The 15875-nt window shown below is 69.7% G+C and carries 14 protein-coding genes; all 14 read right to left on the bottom strand.

Annotation, left to right across the window (positions count from 1 at the left end; all coding sequences use genetic code 11):
- Positions 1-29 precede the first annotated feature (29 nt).
- Positions 30-1625, bottom strand: coding sequence for an NADH-quinone oxidoreductase subunit NuoN (gene nuoN / locus ABD875_RS17495; protein WP_345180486.1), 1596 nt, complete (start codon positions 1623-1625; stop codon positions 30-32).
- Positions 1625-3160 carry an NADH-quinone oxidoreductase subunit M gene (locus ABD875_RS17500; RefSeq protein WP_345180489.1) on the bottom strand — a complete coding sequence of 512 codons (1536 nt, stop codon included), beginning with the start codon at positions 3158-3160 and terminating at the stop codon, positions 1625-1627. The genes nuoN and ABD875_RS17500 overlap by 1 nt, the downstream gene beginning before the upstream one ends.
- Positions 3157-5088 carry an NADH-quinone oxidoreductase subunit L gene (nuoL, locus tag ABD875_RS17505; RefSeq protein ID WP_345180491.1) on the bottom strand — a complete coding sequence of 644 codons (1932 nt, stop codon included), beginning with the start codon at positions 5086-5088 and terminating at the stop codon, positions 3157-3159. The genes ABD875_RS17500 and nuoL overlap by 4 nt, the downstream gene beginning before the upstream one ends.
- Before the next feature lie 13 nt (positions 5089-5101).
- On the bottom strand, positions 5102-5401 hold the full coding sequence (gene nuoK, locus ABD875_RS17510; protein WP_345180493.1) for an NADH-quinone oxidoreductase subunit NuoK: 300 nt from the start codon (positions 5399-5401) through the stop codon (positions 5102-5104).
- Entirely contained in the window at positions 5398-6198 is an 801-nt protein-coding gene (locus ABD875_RS17515; RefSeq protein ID WP_379187959.1) for an NADH-quinone oxidoreductase subunit J, read from the bottom strand. The genes nuoK and ABD875_RS17515 overlap by 4 nt, the downstream gene beginning before the upstream one ends.
- Positions 6199-6224: 26 nt before the next feature.
- Positions 6225-6812 (bottom strand): NADH-quinone oxidoreductase subunit NuoI, encoded by a 588-nt coding sequence (nuoI, locus tag ABD875_RS17520; protein WP_345180497.1) that lies wholly within the window; start codon positions 6810-6812, stop codon positions 6225-6227.
- Positions 6812-8092 (bottom strand): NADH-quinone oxidoreductase subunit NuoH, encoded by a 1281-nt coding sequence (gene nuoH / locus ABD875_RS17525; RefSeq protein WP_345180537.1) that lies wholly within the window; start codon positions 8090-8092, stop codon positions 6812-6814. The genes nuoI and nuoH overlap by 1 nt, the downstream gene beginning before the upstream one ends.
- A gap of 5 nt (positions 8093-8097) precedes the next feature.
- A complete protein-coding gene (locus tag ABD875_RS17530; protein ID WP_345180499.1) occupies positions 8098-10488 on the bottom strand; it encodes an NADH-quinone oxidoreductase subunit G in 2391 nt (796 codons plus the stop codon).
- Positions 10485-11795, bottom strand: coding sequence for an NADH-quinone oxidoreductase subunit NuoF (gene nuoF, locus ABD875_RS17535; protein WP_345180501.1), 1311 nt, complete (start codon positions 11793-11795; stop codon positions 10485-10487). The genes ABD875_RS17530 and nuoF overlap by 4 nt, the downstream gene beginning before the upstream one ends.
- Positions 11788-12435 carry an NADH-quinone oxidoreductase subunit NuoE gene (gene nuoE / locus ABD875_RS17540; RefSeq protein WP_345180503.1) on the bottom strand — a complete coding sequence of 216 codons (648 nt, stop codon included), beginning with the start codon at positions 12433-12435 and terminating at the stop codon, positions 11788-11790. Before nuoE ends, nuoF begins: the two co-directional genes overlap by 8 nt.
- Positions 12432-13766 (bottom strand): NADH-quinone oxidoreductase subunit D, encoded by a 1335-nt coding sequence (locus ABD875_RS17545; protein WP_345180505.1) that lies wholly within the window; start codon positions 13764-13766, stop codon positions 12432-12434. The genes nuoE and ABD875_RS17545 overlap by 4 nt, the downstream gene beginning before the upstream one ends.
- Position 13767: 1 nt before the next feature.
- On the bottom strand, positions 13768-14481 hold the full coding sequence (locus tag ABD875_RS17550) for an NADH-quinone oxidoreductase subunit C (RefSeq protein ID WP_345180507.1): 714 nt from the start codon (positions 14479-14481) through the stop codon (positions 13768-13770).
- Entirely contained in the window at positions 14478-15035 is a 558-nt protein-coding gene (locus ABD875_RS17555; protein WP_345180508.1) for a NuoB/complex I 20 kDa subunit family protein, read from the bottom strand. Before ABD875_RS17555 ends, ABD875_RS17550 begins: the two co-directional genes overlap by 4 nt.
- 118 nt (positions 15036-15153) lie before the next feature.
- Complete coding sequence (locus ABD875_RS17560) at positions 15154-15513, bottom strand: NADH-quinone oxidoreductase subunit A (RefSeq protein WP_345180510.1); 360 nt, start codon at positions 15511-15513, stop codon at positions 15154-15156.
- Between the last annotated feature and the right edge of the window lie 362 nt (positions 15514-15875).

Consider the following 15875-nt stretch of genomic DNA (forward strand, 5'->3'; position numbering starts at 1 on the left):
AGTTACGGGAAGCGCCAACCCAGGGACCGTCACCTGACGAATTCTCCCGCATGGGCCGCGAGCGTGAGAACCGGGCCGGGCAGGATGCCCAGGACGAGGGTCGCGGCGACGCCCACGAGGATGGTCGCGCCGGTCAGGATCGACGGCCGCGTCACGCTGGCCACCTCGCCCTCGGGCTCGCCCTCCACGAAGAACATCAGCACGATCACCCGCACGTAGAAGAACACCGCGATGATGCTGCACAGGATCGCGGCGATCACCACGGGCCAGGCGCCGGCCGACAGCGCGACGGTGAACACCGCCCACTTCCCGACGAAGCCGGCGGTCAGCGGGATGCCGGCCATCGACAGCAGGAAGAACGCGAACAGCCCGGCCACCAGCGGCGAGCGGCGGCCCAGGCCGCGCCAGCGCGCGAACGACGACGCCTCGCCACCGGAGTCGCGCACCAGCGTGACCACGGCGAAGGCGCCGATCATCGCGAAGCCGTACGTCGTCAGGTAGAACAGCACCGCCTGCGTGGACGTGACCTGGCCGTCGGAGAGCTCCGAGGCCTGCTGCACGCCGAGCACGCCGGTCAGCAGGAAGCCGGTGTGCGCGACCGACGAGTAGGCGAGCATCCGCTTCATGTCGGTCTGCACGACCGCGAGGACGGCGCCGACGACCATCGTGAGGATCGCGATGACCCACAGCATCGGCTGCCACGACCAGCGCTCCGAGCCGAAGGCGACGTAGAAGAGCCGCATCAGGGCGCCGAACGCCGCGATCTTGGTGCCGGCGGCCATGAAGCCGGTGACCGGCGTCGGGGCGCCCTGGTAGACGTCCGGGGTCCAGTTGTGGAACGGCGCGGCGCCCACCTTGAACAGCAGGCCGACGGCGAGCATCCCGAGGCCGATCAGCAGCAGGGAGCTGTTGCCGACGTCGTTGCGGACCGCCTCGTTGATGTCGGCGTAGTCCATGGAGCCGGCGAAGCCGTAGACCAGCGCGACGCCGTACAGGAAGAAGCCGGAGGAGAACGCGCCGAGCAGGAAGTACTTGAGAGCCGCCTCCTGGCTGAGCAGCCGGCGTCGGCGGGCGAGGCCGCAGAGCAGGTACAGCGGCAGCGACAGCACCTCGAGCGCGACGAACAGGGTCAGCAGGTCGTTCGCGGCCGGGAACATCATCATGCCGAAGACCGCGAACATCATCAGCGGGTAGACCTCGGTGTGCTCCAGCCCGCGGGTCGACGCCTGCCGCTCGGCCTCGGTGCCGGGCAGCGCGGCGGCCTGGCCGGCGAACGCCGACACCCCGCCCTCGAGCCGGCGCTCGGCGAAGAGCAGGAGCCCACCGAGCGAGAACACGAGGATGATGCCCCACAGGAACACCGTCGGGCCGTCGATGGCCAGGCTGCCCTCGACGCCGATCAGCCCGCGGGCCTGGCCGTCGCCGAGCACCTCGAGCTCGCCCGCGATGAGGATGGTGCCGACCAGGGCCGCGACCAGTCCGGCGGCGGCGAGCAGCGTCTGCACGAGGTAGCGCCGCTCGCGCGGCACGAACGCCTCCACGACCACGCCGAGGCACGCGACCGCGAACATGACGAGCAGCGGCCAGATCTCGGCGTACTCGATGCTGGGCTTGACGAAGTCCATCAGTGCTCGCCCTCCTCGGCGTGGTCGGCGGCCGGGACGGACGGGGCGTCATCGGACACCCCGACGTGCTCCAGCAAGGTGTCGACGGTCGGGTTCGCGGCGTCGAGCAGCGGCATCGGGTAGAAGCCGAAGAGCACCAGCGCCAGCATCAGCGGGACGACCGCGACCAGCTCGCGCCGGTTGAGGTCCTTCATCCCCTCGTCGCCGGCGACCGGCGGCCCCGTCATCGTGCGCTGGTAGAGCCAGAGCACGTAGATCGCGGCGAGGACGATGCCGGTGACCGCGACGACGCCGACCCACCAGTGGTAGTCGAACGCCGCGATCATCACCAGGATCTCGGAGACGAACTGGCTGAGTCCGGGCAGGCCGAGCGTGGCCAGGCCGGCGACGAGGAACAGCCCGGCGAGGACCGGCGCACGGTTCTGGACGCCGCTGATCTCGCTGATCAGCGAGGTGCCCTTGCGCCGGATCAGGTAACCCGCGATCAGGAACAGCGCGGCGGTGCCGATCCCGTGGTTGACCATGTAGAGGATCGAGCCCGAGGCGCCCTGGCTGGAGAACGCGAAGATCCCGAGCGTGATGAAGCCGAAGTGGCTGAGCGACGTCAGGCCGATGAGGCGCAGGATGTCGTCCTGGCCGATCGCCAGGAACGCGCCGTACACGATCGAGATCAGCGCCAGCGTCACGACCACCGGCGTCGCCCACTGCGAGGCCTCCGGGAACAGCCCGAGGCAGAACCGCAGCATGCCGAACGTGCCGATCTTGTCGAGCACGCAGACCAGCAGCACGCTGGTGCCCGGCGTGGCCTTCTCGGTGGTGTCGGCCAGCCACGTGTGCAGCGGGAACAGCGGCGCCTTGACCGCGAACGCGATCATGAAGCCGACGAACAGCCAGCGCTCCCAGGTGGTGCTCATCTCGACGTTCTGCAGGTCGGAGAGCAGGTACGACGGGCTGCCGGCGTCGGCCGAGACGACGTAGAGCCCGATCACCGCGGCCAGCAGCACCAGGCCGCCACCGAGCTGGTACATCAGGAACTTGAGCGCCGCGAACGAGCGACCCTCCCGGCCGAACCCGCCGATCAGGAAGTACGCCGGGATCAGCGTGGCCTCGAAGACGACGTAGAAGAGGAACACGTCGGTCGCCGCGAACACGCAGAGGCCGAACGCCTCGAGGGCCAGCGCCCAGGCGAAGAACGCCGGCACGTTGTTGCCGTCCGCCTCGTTCCAGGACGCCACGAACACGACCGGGACGAGGAACACGGTGAGCAGGATCAGCAACAGCCCGAGGCCGTCGACGCCGAGCGCGTAGTGGACGCCGAAGGCCTCGATCCACGTGTGGGTCTCGGTCATCTGCATGCCGTCGCCCGTGTCGTACTGCGCGGCGATCGCGACACCCACCGCGAGCGTGAGCAGCGAGAAGCCGAGCGCGACCTGCTTCGGCAGGACCGAGCCGGGCGCCTTGGGCAGGAACGCCGTGACCAGCGCGCCGACCAGCGGCACGGCGATCAGGACGGTGAGCCAGGGGAAGTCGTTCATGCGAGGTTCACCGCCAGGAGGGCCAGCGTGACGATCAGCGCGCCGGCGAGCAGGGACAAGGCGTAGGAGCGGACGTAGCCGTTCTGGACCCGGCGGCCCACGGAGGCGAGGCCGCCGACCGCCATCGGGCCGCCGGTGAGCACCCCGTCGACCACCTTCTCGTCGAGGACCAGGGAACCGGCGACCGCGCGCCGTCCCGGGTTCACGACCAGGGTGTCGTTGATCAGGTTGCCGTAGACCTCTTCACGGCCGGCGCGCGTGACGAACGAGACGTCCTGCGGGGCCTCGCGCGGCACCTCGCGCTTGCCGATCAGGACCCAGGCGAGCCACACACCGACCGCGACGACGGCCACCGCGAGGGCGCTCACCGCGAGTGCCGGGATCGGCGGCTCGTGGTGCTCGGCGACGCCGGTGACCGGCGCGAGGAACTCGACGATCCAGTCGTTGACGATGAACACGCCACCGACCACGGACAGCGCGGCGAGCGCGATGAGCGGGACGGTCATCACCGACGGCGACTCGTGCGGGTGGACGTCCTTCTCCCAGCGCTTCTCGCCGAAGAAGGTCATCAGCATCATCCGGGTCATGTAGAAGCCGGTGACGCCGGCGCCGAGGAGCGCGCAGAGCCCGACGATCCAGTTGTCGGCGAGCGCGGTCTCGATGATCTTGTCCTTCGACCAGAAGCCGGAGAACCCGGGGAACCCGATGATCGCGAGGTAGCCGGCCGCAAAGGTGACGTAGGTGATCGGCATCGCCTTGCGGACCATGCCGTAGTGGCGCATGTCGACGTCGTCGTCCATGCCGTGCATGACCGAGCCGGCGCCGAGGAACATGTTGGCCTTGAAGAAGCCGTGCATCAGCAGGTGGAAGATCGCGAACGCGTATCCCGCGACGCCGAGGCCGGCGGCCAGCATCATGTAGCCGATCTGGCTCATGGTGGAGCCGGCGAGGGCCTTCTTGATGTCGTCCTTCGCGCAGCCGATCCACGCACCCCAGAAGATCGAGATGACCGCGACGACCACGACAGCGGTCTGCGCGTGGGGCGCGAGCTCGAACACGAAGTTGGAGCGGACGATCAGGTAGACGCCGGCGGTGACCATGGTCGCGGCGTGGATGAGCGCCGACACCGGCGTCGGGCCCTCCATCGCGTCCAGGAGCCAGGCCTGCAGCGGGAACTGCGCGGACTTGCCGCACGCCCCGACCAGCAGCAGGAGGCCGAGGATCGTCAGCTGCGTCTCCGAGGCGTTCGCGACGTTCTCGCTGATCACCGTGAAGCTGGTGGAGCCGAAGAGGACGAAGAACATCATGATCGCGAGCGACAGCCCCATGTCACCGACGCGGTTGATCACGAAGGCCTTCTTGCCCGCGGCCGCCGCCGAGGGCTTGTGCTGCCAGAAGCTGATCAGCAGGTACGACGCCAGGCCGACGCCCTCCCAGCCGAGGAACAGCCCGAGGTAGTTCTCGGCGAGGACGAGCATCAGCATCGCTGCGACGAAGAGGTTCAGGTAGCCGAAGAAGCGGCGCCGGCGCGGGTCGTGCGCCATGTAGCCGATCGAGTAGACGTGGATCAGCGATCCGACGCCGGTGATCAGCAGCAGGAACAGCGCCGACAGCGGGTCGTACAGCAGGTCCATGCCGACGTCGAGGTGGCCGACCTCGAACCAGGTGTACAGGTGCTGGCTGACCTGGCGGTCCTCCTCGGACCGGCCCAGGAGCGTCGCGAACATCACGACCGACAGCACGAACGAGCCGATCGGCATCAGCGTGCCGAGCAGGTGGCCCCACTTGTCGGTGTACTTGCCACCGACCAGCAGGATCGCCGCGCCGGCCAGGGGCAGCGCGATGATCAGCCACAGCAGGCCGAACACGCCGTCCGCGGAGGTCGGGTCGACGACGGGGATCCCGCCGCCTCCGTTCAGAGCAATCATCTTCGGGTCGCTCCTAGTACTTCAGCAGGCTGGCGTCGTCGACCGAGGCCGAGCGACGGGTCCGGAAGATGGTCATGATGATCGCGAGCCCGACCACGACCTCGGCCGCGGCCACCACCATCACGAAGAAGGCGGCGATCTGGCCGTCGAGGTTGCCGTGCTGCTTGGCGAAGGCGACCAGCGCGAGGTTCGAGGCGTTGAGCATCAGCTCGACGCACATGAACACGACGATCGCGTTGCGGCGGGTCAGCACCCCGACGCAGCCGATCGTGAAGAGGATCCCCGAGAGGACCACGTACGCGGTGATGTTCACTGGTCGTCCTCTCCGGTCGCCGGTGCGGGCTCGGTCGTCGACGCGGGTGTCGCGGCGTCGCGGCCGCCGGCGTGGGCAGCGCCGCCCACCTGGCGGTTGAACGGCTCGATGTCCTCGGCGAGCGCGGGCGCGGAGCGGACCACGCCGCGGGCGGTGAGCACCTTGGACACCGACGACGGTGCCGCGGTGCCGTCGGGCAGCAGCGCCGGGGTGTCGACCGCGTTGTGGCGGGCGTAGACACCGGGCGAGGGCAGCGGCCCGAGGTGGGTGCCCTTCTCCGCGTAGTCCTGGACCCGCTTGGCCGCCTGGGCCTGCTGGGTGGCCTTGGGCGTCAGGCGTTCGCGGTGCGCGAGCACCATCGCGCCGACGGCCGCGGTGATCAGCAGCGCGCTGGTGACCTCGAAGCCGAAGACGTAGCGCGAGAAGAGGATGTTGGCCAGCGCCTGGATGTTGCCGCCCTCGTTGGCCGCGTCGAGCCCGACCGCGGTGCCGAGCGTGATCTGGCCGAGGCCGATCACGAGCACCAGGCCGAGGCCGAGCCCACCGAGCATCGCCATCACCCGCTGGCCGCGGATCGTCTCGACCACCGAGTCGGAGGCGTCGACGCCGACGAGCATCAGCACGAACAGGAACAGCATCAAGATCGCGCCGGTGTAGACGATGATCTGCACCGCGAAGAGGAACGGCGCGTCGAGGCCGGCGTACAGCACCGCCAGGCTGATCATCACGACCGCCAGCAGCAGTGCTGCGTGGACGGCCTTGCGGACGAACAGGATGCCGAGCGCGGCGATCACCATGATCGGCGCGAGGATCCAGAACGCGATCACTTGTCGCCCTCCTGACCGGTCGCGGCGGGCGCCGGCGCGGAGTACTCGCCGCGGTAGTAGGCGCCCTCGTCGTCGCCGAGCCGCATCGGGTGCGGCGGCTGCTCCATGCCGGGCAGCAGCGGCGCGAGCAGATCGGACTTCTCGTAGATCAGGTCGGCCCGGTTGTTGTCGGCCAGCTCGTACTCGTTGGTCATCGTGAGCGCGCGGGTCGGGCACGCCTCGATGCACAGGCCGCACAGGATGCAGCGCAGGTAGTTGATCTGGTAGACGCGGCCGTAGCGCTCACCGGGGCTGAACCGCCCAGACCCGTCGGGCAGGTCGGTGTTGGACGCGCCCTCGACGTAGATCGCGTCGGCCGGGCAGGCCCACGCGCACAGCTCGCAGCCGATGCACTTCTCGAGGCCGTCGGGCCAGCGGTTGAGCTGGTGCCGGCCGTGGAAGCGCGGCGCCGTCGGGTGCTGGTCCTTGTCGAACGGGTACTGCTCGGTGACGACCTTCTTGAACATCGTCCGGAACGTGACGCCGAAGCCGGCGACCGGGTCCCAGAACTGCTCCTTGAGGCTCTTGGACTGTTCGTCGGCCATCAGGCGTCGCCTCCCGTGACGGTGGAGCTCGTGCTGAACGTGAGCGGCTTGGCGGCGCCGCGGACCGCGCCGCCGGCCGGCATCGGCGGGACCGGGAAGGCTCCCGGCCGCTGCTCGACGGCGACGGGCGCCTCGGCGTCCGACTCCTCCTTGGCGCCGATGAAGAACAGCACCAGGAAGACCACCGCAAGGGCGCCGATGCCGATCAGGAGGTACTGCCGGTCGATGCCGCCGTCGAGCGAGATCGAGCGGATGGTCGCGACCGCGACGATCCAGACCAGCGCGATCGGGATCAGCCGCTTCCAGCCGAACGCCATGAACTGGTCGTAGCGCAGGCGGGGCAGCGAGCCGCGCAGCCAGATGAAGATGAAGATGAAGAACAGCACCTTGCCGAAGAACCACAGCAGCGGCCAGTAGCCCTCGTTGGCGCCGGCCCACACCTCGTCGATCCAGAACGGCGCGTGCCAGCCGCCCAGGAACAGCGTGGTCGCCAGCGCGGACACCGTCGCCATGTTGATGTACTCGGCCAGGAAGAACAGCGCGAACTTCAGCGAGCTGTACTCCGTGTGGAAGCCGCCGACCAGCTCACCCTCGGCCTCGGGGAGGTCGAACGGCGCGCGGTTGGTCTCGCCGATCATCGCGATCACGTAGATCACGAACGACGGCACCAGGATCAGGCCGAACCAGAGGTCGTCCTGCGCCTCCACGATCTCGGACGTCGACATCGAGCCGGCGTACAGGAACACCGCGACCAGGGCGAGGCCCATCGCGACCTCGTAGGAGATCATCTGCGCGCTCGAGCGCAGGCCGCCGAGCAGGGAGTACGTCGACCCGCTCGACCAGCCGCCGAGCACGATGCCGTAGATGCCGATCGAGGCGATCGCCATCACGAACAGCACCGCGACGGGCATGTCGGTCAGCTGCAGCGGCGTCTCCTCGCCGAACATGTTCACGACCGGGCCGAACGGGATCACCGAGAACGTCACGAAGGCCGGCACCGCCGCGATCACGGGCGCCAGCAGGAAGACCCACTTGTCCGCGGCCTTCGGGATGATGTCCTCCTTCAGCGCCAGCTTCACGCCGTCGGCGAGCGACTGCAGCAGGCCGAAGGGGCCGTTGACGTTCGGGCCGATCCGGTGTTGCATCCGGGCCACGACCCGGCGCTCCCACCAGATGTTGAACAGCGTGAGCAGGACCAGCACCACGAAGATCAGCAGCGACTTGACGAGGATGATCCACCAGACGTCGTTGCCGAACTCCGAGAGGTCGTCGGCCTCCATCACGATCACTGGTTCGCTCCCTTCACGGTGACCCGGCTGCCGGGCGAGGCGAGATCGGCGAGCACGCCGCGGCCGAAGGAGTTCGCCGGCACCCACACCACGCCGTCGGCGAGGTCGGCCGGCTCGGCGGGCAGGGTGACCGAGCCACGGTCACCGGTGAGGGTGACGGTGGGCCCGACGGCGTCGTACGCCGCCTGGCTGAGCCGGGCGACCGGCGCCCGGCCGGTCGCGGCGTAGGCCTTGTCGCCGTCCTGCATCGAGCCGTTGTCGACCAGCAGCTTCCAGGTGGACAGGGCCAGGCCCTCGCCGCCGGTCGGGCTCGCCGCGACGCTCTCGTGCGCGGCGCGCGCCCCGTCCCAAGGTCCGAACTCCTCCATCTGGGCACGGGCCTCGGCGACGGTGCGGAAGCCGAGGGGGCTCCCCTGTCCGAGCTGGGCGAGCTCGTCGGCGATGCCGGCGAGGATGCGCAGGTCCGGCAGCGAGTTCGTGTTGGCGAACACCGCGTCGAAGGGCCGCGGGCGGCCCTCCCACGTCACGAACATGCCGGCCTTGTCGGAGACCGGGGCGACGGGGAACACCACGTCGGCGGCCCGGGTCACGTCGGTCTCCCGGAGCTCGAGGGCGACCACGAACGACGCCGCCTCGATCGCCGCGCGGGTCGCGGCCGGGTCACTGGTGTCGTCGGGGTCGACGCCGCCGACGACCAGGCCGCCGACCTCGCCGGCGGCCAGGGCCGCGACGATCTGGTCGGCGTCCCGCCCGGCGGTCTCGGGCAGCGAGTCGACGCCCCAGGTGGCGGCGGCGTCGACCCGGGCACCGGCATCGGCCACCGGGCGACCGCCCGGGAGCAGGTTCGGCAGGCAGCCGGTCTCGACCGCACCGCGGTCGCCGGCCCGACGCGGCACCCAGGCCAGCCGGGCGCCGGTGCGGGCGGCGAGCGCGGCCGCGGCGCTGAGCGCGCCCGGGGCCGTCGCGAGCCGCTCGCCGACCAGGATGACGGCGGTGGAGTCGACGCCCTGGTCACCCAGGCCCTCGATCGCGGCGGCCTCGTCGCCGGGCGCCGTCCGGACCAGGTGGCCGTTGAGCTTGCCCAGCCCGCGGGTGGCGTACGGCGCGACCGCGAGCACGCGGGTGTGGCCGTGCATCACGGCCTTGCGCAGGCGCAGGAAGATCGCACCGGCCTCGTCCTCGGGCTCCAGCCCGACGAGCACCACGGTCTTGGCCGCCTCGAGGTCGGCGTACGTGGCGGTGCTGCGCAGCACGACCTCGGCCGCGAGGAACGACGTCTCCTCGGCCGACAGCGGGCGCGCCCGGAAGTCGATGTCGTTGGTGCCGAGCGCGACGCGGGCGAACTTGCTGTACGCGTAGGCGTCCTCGGCCGTCAGCCGGCCGCCGGTGAGGACCGCGGCCGAGCCGGCGGCGCGCAGCCCACGGGCGGCGACCGCGAAGGCCTCCGGCCACGAGGCGGGCCGCAGCTCGCCGTCCTCACGGACCTGCGGGTAGGTCAGCCGGTCGGGCTGCGTCGCGTAGTGGAACGCGAAGCGGTCCTTGTCGGTGATCCACTCCTCGTTGACCTCGGGGTCGTTGCCGGACAGCCGGCGCATGACCTTGCCGCGGCGGTGGTCGACGCGGATCGCGGAGCCGCACGCGTCGTGCTCGGCGACCGCCGGCGAGGAGACCAGGTCGAAGGGCCGCGAGCGGAAGCGGTACTCCGCGCTGGTGAGCGCACCGACCGGGCAGATCTGGATGACGTTGCCGGAGAAGTACGACAGGAACGGCGCGTTCTCGGCGATGCCGATCTGCTGCTGCGCGCCGCGCTCGACCAGCTCGATGAACGGGTCGCCCGCGATCTCGGACGCGAAGCGGGTGCAGCGCTGGCAGACGATGCAGCGCTCCCGGTCGAGGAGCACCTGCGGGGAGATGTTGATCGGCTTGGGGAACGTGCGCTTCACGCCGCCACCGGCGGAGAAGCGGGACTCACCGCGGCCGTTGGACATCGCCTGGTTCTGCAGCGGGCACTCGCCGCCCTTGTCGCACACCGGGCAGTCCAGCGGGTGGTTGATCAGCAGGAACTCCATGATCCCCTGCTGCGCCTTGTCGGCGACCGGGCTGGTGGCCTGGGTGTTGACGACCATGCCCTCGGCGACCGGCAGCGTGCAGGAGGCCTGCGGCTTCGGGAAGCCGCGGCCGTTGCCGGCGTCCGGCACGTCGACCAGGCACTGGCGGCAGGCGCCGACCGGCGCGAGCAGCGGGTGGTCGCAGAACCGCGGGATCTGCACGCCGACCTGCTCGGCCGCGCGGATCACCAGGGTGTCCTTGGGGACGCTGACCTGGATCCCGTCGATGGTGACGGTGACGGTGTCCACGGCGTCGGTCTTCTCCGGGGTCGTCGTCATGCGCTTGCTCCCTCGGTGGCGAAGAGGGTCGAGGCGGTGTGGTCGAACGGGCAACCGCCGTGGGTGAGGTGCGCGACGTACTCGTCGCGGAAGTGCTGGATGGAGCTCGAGATCGGGCTGACGGCGCCGTCGGCGAGCGCACAGAACGACCGGCCGAGGATGTTGTCGCACTGGTCGAGCAGCAGGTCGAGGTCGGCCTCGCTGCCCTTGCCCTTCTCCAGCGCCGACAGCACCTGCACCAGCCACCACGTGCCCTCGCGGCACGGGGTGCACTTGCCGCAGGACTCGTGCTTGTAGAACTCGGTCCACCGCAGTACGGCGCGCACCACGCAGGTGGTGTCGTCGAAGATCTGCAGCGCGCGGGTGCCGAGCATCGAGCCGGCCGCGCCGACGCCCTCGAAGTCGAGGGGCACGTCGAGGTGCTCGGCGGTGAGGATCGGGGTGCTCGAGCCGCCCGGGGTCCAGAACTTCAGCTCGTGGCCCTCGCGCATCCCGCCGGCCAGGTCGATGAGCGTGCGCAGCGTGATGCCGAGCGGCGCTTCGTACTGACCGGGCTTCTTGACGTGGCCGGAGAGCGAGAAGATGCCGAAGCCCTTGGACTTCTCGGTGCCCATCGAGGCGAACCAGCCGGCGCCGTTGCCGATGATGCTCGGGACGGACGCGATCGACTCGACGTTGTTGATCACGGTGGGGCTGGCGTACAGGCCCGCGACGGCCGGGAACGGCGGGCGCAGCCGGGGCTGGCCGCGGCGGCCCTCGAGGCCCTCGAGCAGCGCGGTCTCCTCGCCACAGATGTAGGCGCCGGCGCCGGCGTGGACGACGACGTCGAGGTCGTAGCCCGAGCCGTGGATGTTCGTGCCGAGGTGGCCGGCCTCGTAGGCCTCACGCACGGCGTTCTGCACCCGGCGGATCACGTGCAGGACCTCGCCGCGGATGTAGATGAACGCCTTGTTGGCGCGGATGGCGTAGGAGCTGATGATCACGCCCTCGACCAGCGTGTGCGGGCTGGCCATCATCAGCGGGATGTCCTTGCAGGTGCCCGGCTCCGACTCGTCGGCGTTGACGACGAGGTACTTCGGCTTCGGGTTGTCCTGCGGGATGAAGCCCCACTTCATGCCGGTCGGGAAGCCGGCGCCGCCACGGCCGCGCAGACCGGAGTCCTTGACCGCGGCGATGATCGCGTCGGGGTCCATCGCGAACGCCTTGTCGAGCGCCTGGTAGCCGCCGCGGGCGGCGTACGACGCGAGCGTCCACGCGCGGTCGTCGCCCCAGTTGGCGGTGAGGACCGGGGTCAGGGTGTCAGGCATTGTCGGCCTCCGGTGCGGTCCAACCCTTGTCGTGGGCGATGTCGAGGCCCACCAGCGACGCCGGCCCTGCGGCCGGTCCGTCGTCGGCACGCCCGTCGGGGAAGCCGGCGAGCACGCGCTCGGCCTCGCGCCAGGTGCAGATCTTCGGCCCCCGGGTCGAGTGGACCTCCTTGCCCTCGCGGAGGTCGTCGACCAGCTGGGTCGCGGACTCCGGGGTCTGGTTGTCCATGAACTCCCAGTTGACCATCACGACCGGCGCGTAGTCGCAGGCCGCGTTGCACTCGACGTGCTCGAGGGTGATCTTGCCGTCCTCGGTGGTCTCGTCGTTGCCGACGTCGAGGTGGCCCTTGAGCCGCTCGAAGATCGCGTCGCCGCCCATCACCGCGCACAGCGTGTTGGTGCAGACGCCGACGTGGTAGTCGCCGACCGGCCGGCGCTTGTACATCGTGTAGAACGTCGCGACGCCGCTGACCTCGGCCGCGGTGATGCCGAGGATGTCGGCGCACACCTCGATGCCCTCGGGGGTCACCCGGCCCTCGACCGACTGCACGAGGTGCAGCATCGGCAGCAGGCCCGAGCGGGCCTCGGGGTAGCGGGCCGCGATCTCGCGGAGCTCGTTCTTGGTGTTGTCGTCGATCACCTGTCGACGCCTCCCATCACCGGGTCGATGGACGCGATCGCGACGATGACGTCGGCGACCTGGCCGCCCTCGCTCATCACGCTCGTGGCCTGCAGGTTGGTGAACGACGGGTCGCGGAAGTGCGCCCGGAACGGCCTGGTGCCGCCGTCGGAGACGACGTGCGCGCCGAGCTCGCCGCGCGGCGACTCGACCGGGACGTAGGCCTGGCCGGCCGGGACCCGGAAGCCCTCGGTCACCAGCTTGAAGTGATGGATCAGCGCCTCCATCGACTCCCCCATGATGTGGCGGATGTGGTCGAGGCTGTTGCCCATGCCGTCGCTGCCGATCGCGAGCTGGCTGGGCCAGGCGATCTTCTTGTCCGCGACCATCACCGGGGCGCCGTCCATCTTCGCGAGCCGGTCAGCGGCCTGCTCGACGATCTTCAGCGACTCCCACATCTCGTTGAGACGGATCCGGAACCGGCCGTACGCGTCGCTGGTGTCCCAGGTCTGCACGTCGAAGTCGTAGGTCTCGTAGCCGGAGTAGGGCTGGGTCTTGCGCAGGTCCCACGGGTAGCCGGTGCTGCGCAGCACCGGACCGCTGAGGCCGAGCGCGAGGCAACCCTCCAGGTCGAGGTGGCCGACGCCCTCGAGACGTGCCTTGAAGATCGGGTTCGCGTTGCAGAGGTCGGCGTACTCGGGGAGCCGCTTGCGCATGAGGGCCACGAAGCCGCGGATCTCGTCGAGCGCGCCCGGCGGGAGGTCCTGCGCGACACCGCCGGGCCGGATGAACGCGTGGTTCATGCGCAGGCCGGTGATCAGCTCGAACAGGTCGAGCACGAGCTCACGCTCGCGGAAGCCGATCGTCATCACGGTGAGCGCGCCGATCTCCATGCCACCGGTCGCGATGCAGACCAGGTGGGAGGAGATCCGGTTGAGCTCCATGAGCAGGACCCGCATGACCTGGGCCTTCTCCGGCACCTGGTCCTCGATGTCGAGCAGCCGCTCGACCCCGAGCACGTAGGTCATCTCGTTGTAGAACGGGCTCAGATAGTCCATCCGGGTGCAGAACGTGACGCCCTGCGTCCAGGAGCGGTACTCCATGTTCTTCTCGATGCCGGTGTGGAGGTAGCCGATGCCACAGCGGGCCTCGGTGACCGTCTCACCCTCGAGCTCGAGGATCAGCCGGAGCACGCCGTGCGTCGACGGGTGCTGTGGGCCCATGTTGACGACGACCCGCTCGTCGGCCTCCTCCGCGAGGCCGTCGGAGATCGAGTCCCAGTCCTGGCCGGTGACGGTGAAGACCTTGCCCTCGGTGGTGTCCGAGCCGCTGGCGTAGTAGTCGGTGCTCATGTCAGTTGTAGCTCCTGCGCTGGTCAGGAGGCGGAACCGTGCCGCCCTTGTACTCGACGGGGATGCCGCCGAGGGGATAGTCCTTGCGCTGCGGGTGGCCCGGCCAGTCGTCGGGCATCAGGATCCGCGTGAGCGCGGGGTGGCCGTCGAAGACGATGCCGAACATGTCGAACGTCTCGCGCTCGTGCCAGTCGTTGGTCGGGTAGACCGACACGATCGACGGGATGTGCGGGTCGGCGTCCGGCGCGGTCACCTCGAGGCGGATCCGGCGGTTGTGGGTCATCGAGAGCAGGTGGTAGACCGCGTGCAGCTCGCGCCCGGTGTCCTCGGGGTAGTTCACGCCGCTCACCCCGGCGCAGAACTCGAAGCGCAGGCGCTCGTCGTCGCGGAGCAGCTTGGCCACCGCGACGAGGTCCTCACGGCGGACGTGGAACGTGATCTCGCCGCGGTGGATGACCACCCGGCTGGCGCCCAGCTCGAGCCCGGCGGCGCCGGCCGCAGCCTCGAGCGCGTCGGCGACCTCGTCGAACCAGCCGCCGTACGGGCGCTGGGCCTCGCCGGGGAGGACCACGGCCTGGGTGAGACCGCCGTACCCGCTGGTGTCGCCGGTGCCGTGGACGCCGAACATGCCTCGGCGGACACCGACCTGCTGGACCTCGCCGGTCGGGGCGGGGACGTTCTCGGGGGTCTGGTCGGTGTGGTCGGACTCGGTCACCGCAGCATGCCCTTCATCTCGGACGTCGGGAGCGCGGACAGCGCGGCGGTCTCGAGCTCCTCGATCTCCCGCACCCGGTTCGCACCGAGCTTGGTGTTCTGCACCTGGTCGTGCAGCTTGAGGATCGCGTCGATGAGCATCTCCGGGCGCGGGGGGCAGCCGGGGAGGTACATGTCGACGGGGACGACGTGGTCGACGCCCTGGACGATCGCGTAGTTGTTGAACATGCCGCCGCTGCTCGAGCAGACGCCCATCGCCAGCACCCACTTGGGGTTCGGCATCTGGTCGTAGATCTGGCGGAGGACCGGCGCCATCTTCTGGCTCACCCGGCCGGCGACGATCATCAGGTCGGCCTGGCGCGGGCTGGCCCGGAAGACCTCCATGCCGAAGCGGGCCAGGTCGTACTTCGGGCCACCGCTGGTCATCATCTCGATGGCGCAGCAGGCGAGACCGAAGGTGGCCGGCCAGAACGACGCCTTGCGCATGTAGCCCGCGACGCCCTCGACGGTCGTCAGCAGGACTCCGCTGGGGAGCTTCTCTTCAATGCCCGTCATCCGAGGTTGACCTTCCAGCTCGTCGAGAGTCGTGAGGTGCGTGCCGTGGCACGGGATGGCGACCTTCTCGCGGTCGTCGACCGACGTGACCGCCGGCAGGGTGCGTACATCACGGCTCTCAATCCCATTCCAGGCCGCCGCGTCGCCACACGTAGGCATAGGCGACGAAGACGGTGGCGATGAAGATGACCATCTCGACCAGCCCGAAGAACTTCAGGGCGTCGAACTGCACCGCCCACGGGTACAGGAAGATGATCTCGATGTCGAAGACGATGAAGAGCATCGCGGTGATGTAGTACTTCACCGGGAACCGGCCACCGCCGACGGGTTGTGGAGTCGGCTCGATCCCGCACTCGTAGGAGTCCAGCCGGGCTCGGTTGTAGCGGCTCGGACCCACGAACGCGCTCATGACCACCGAGCCGACCGCGAACGCTGCGGCGATGAGAGCCAGTACCAGCACCGGCGTGTAGAGCTCCATGCCTCGCCTTTCCATCCGGCCATTTGTGACTTTGTGAACTGAATCACTAAGTGTCGCGGAACACAGTTAACCACTCTCGAAAGCCGGTCGCACCCGGGGGTGCCCGATCCCGCCGAACCGCCGGAAACCCAGCCTGACCTGGGGATTTCGGCAATGAACGCGTGTCTTAATTCCGGGCTGCGTGAGGCCCGCGGGATCGGCCCGGCCCGGCGCGCGACCGCACGTCGGCACCGGCACGTGGCGCGTGGCGGCGGTGCCGCGGGGGTCGGTCCGTCGCAGGTTCACCACGGTATGCAGGCGCGGCCTCAAGGGGTCAGTGCAATCGCCTTCTGACTGGAGGTGGTTGGGATGCGTCCTCGGAC

This window comes from Nocardioides caricicola (assembly GCF_039541135.1).
Classification (GTDB): Bacteria; Actinomycetota; Actinomycetes; order Propionibacteriales; family Nocardioidaceae; genus Nocardioides; species Nocardioides caricicola.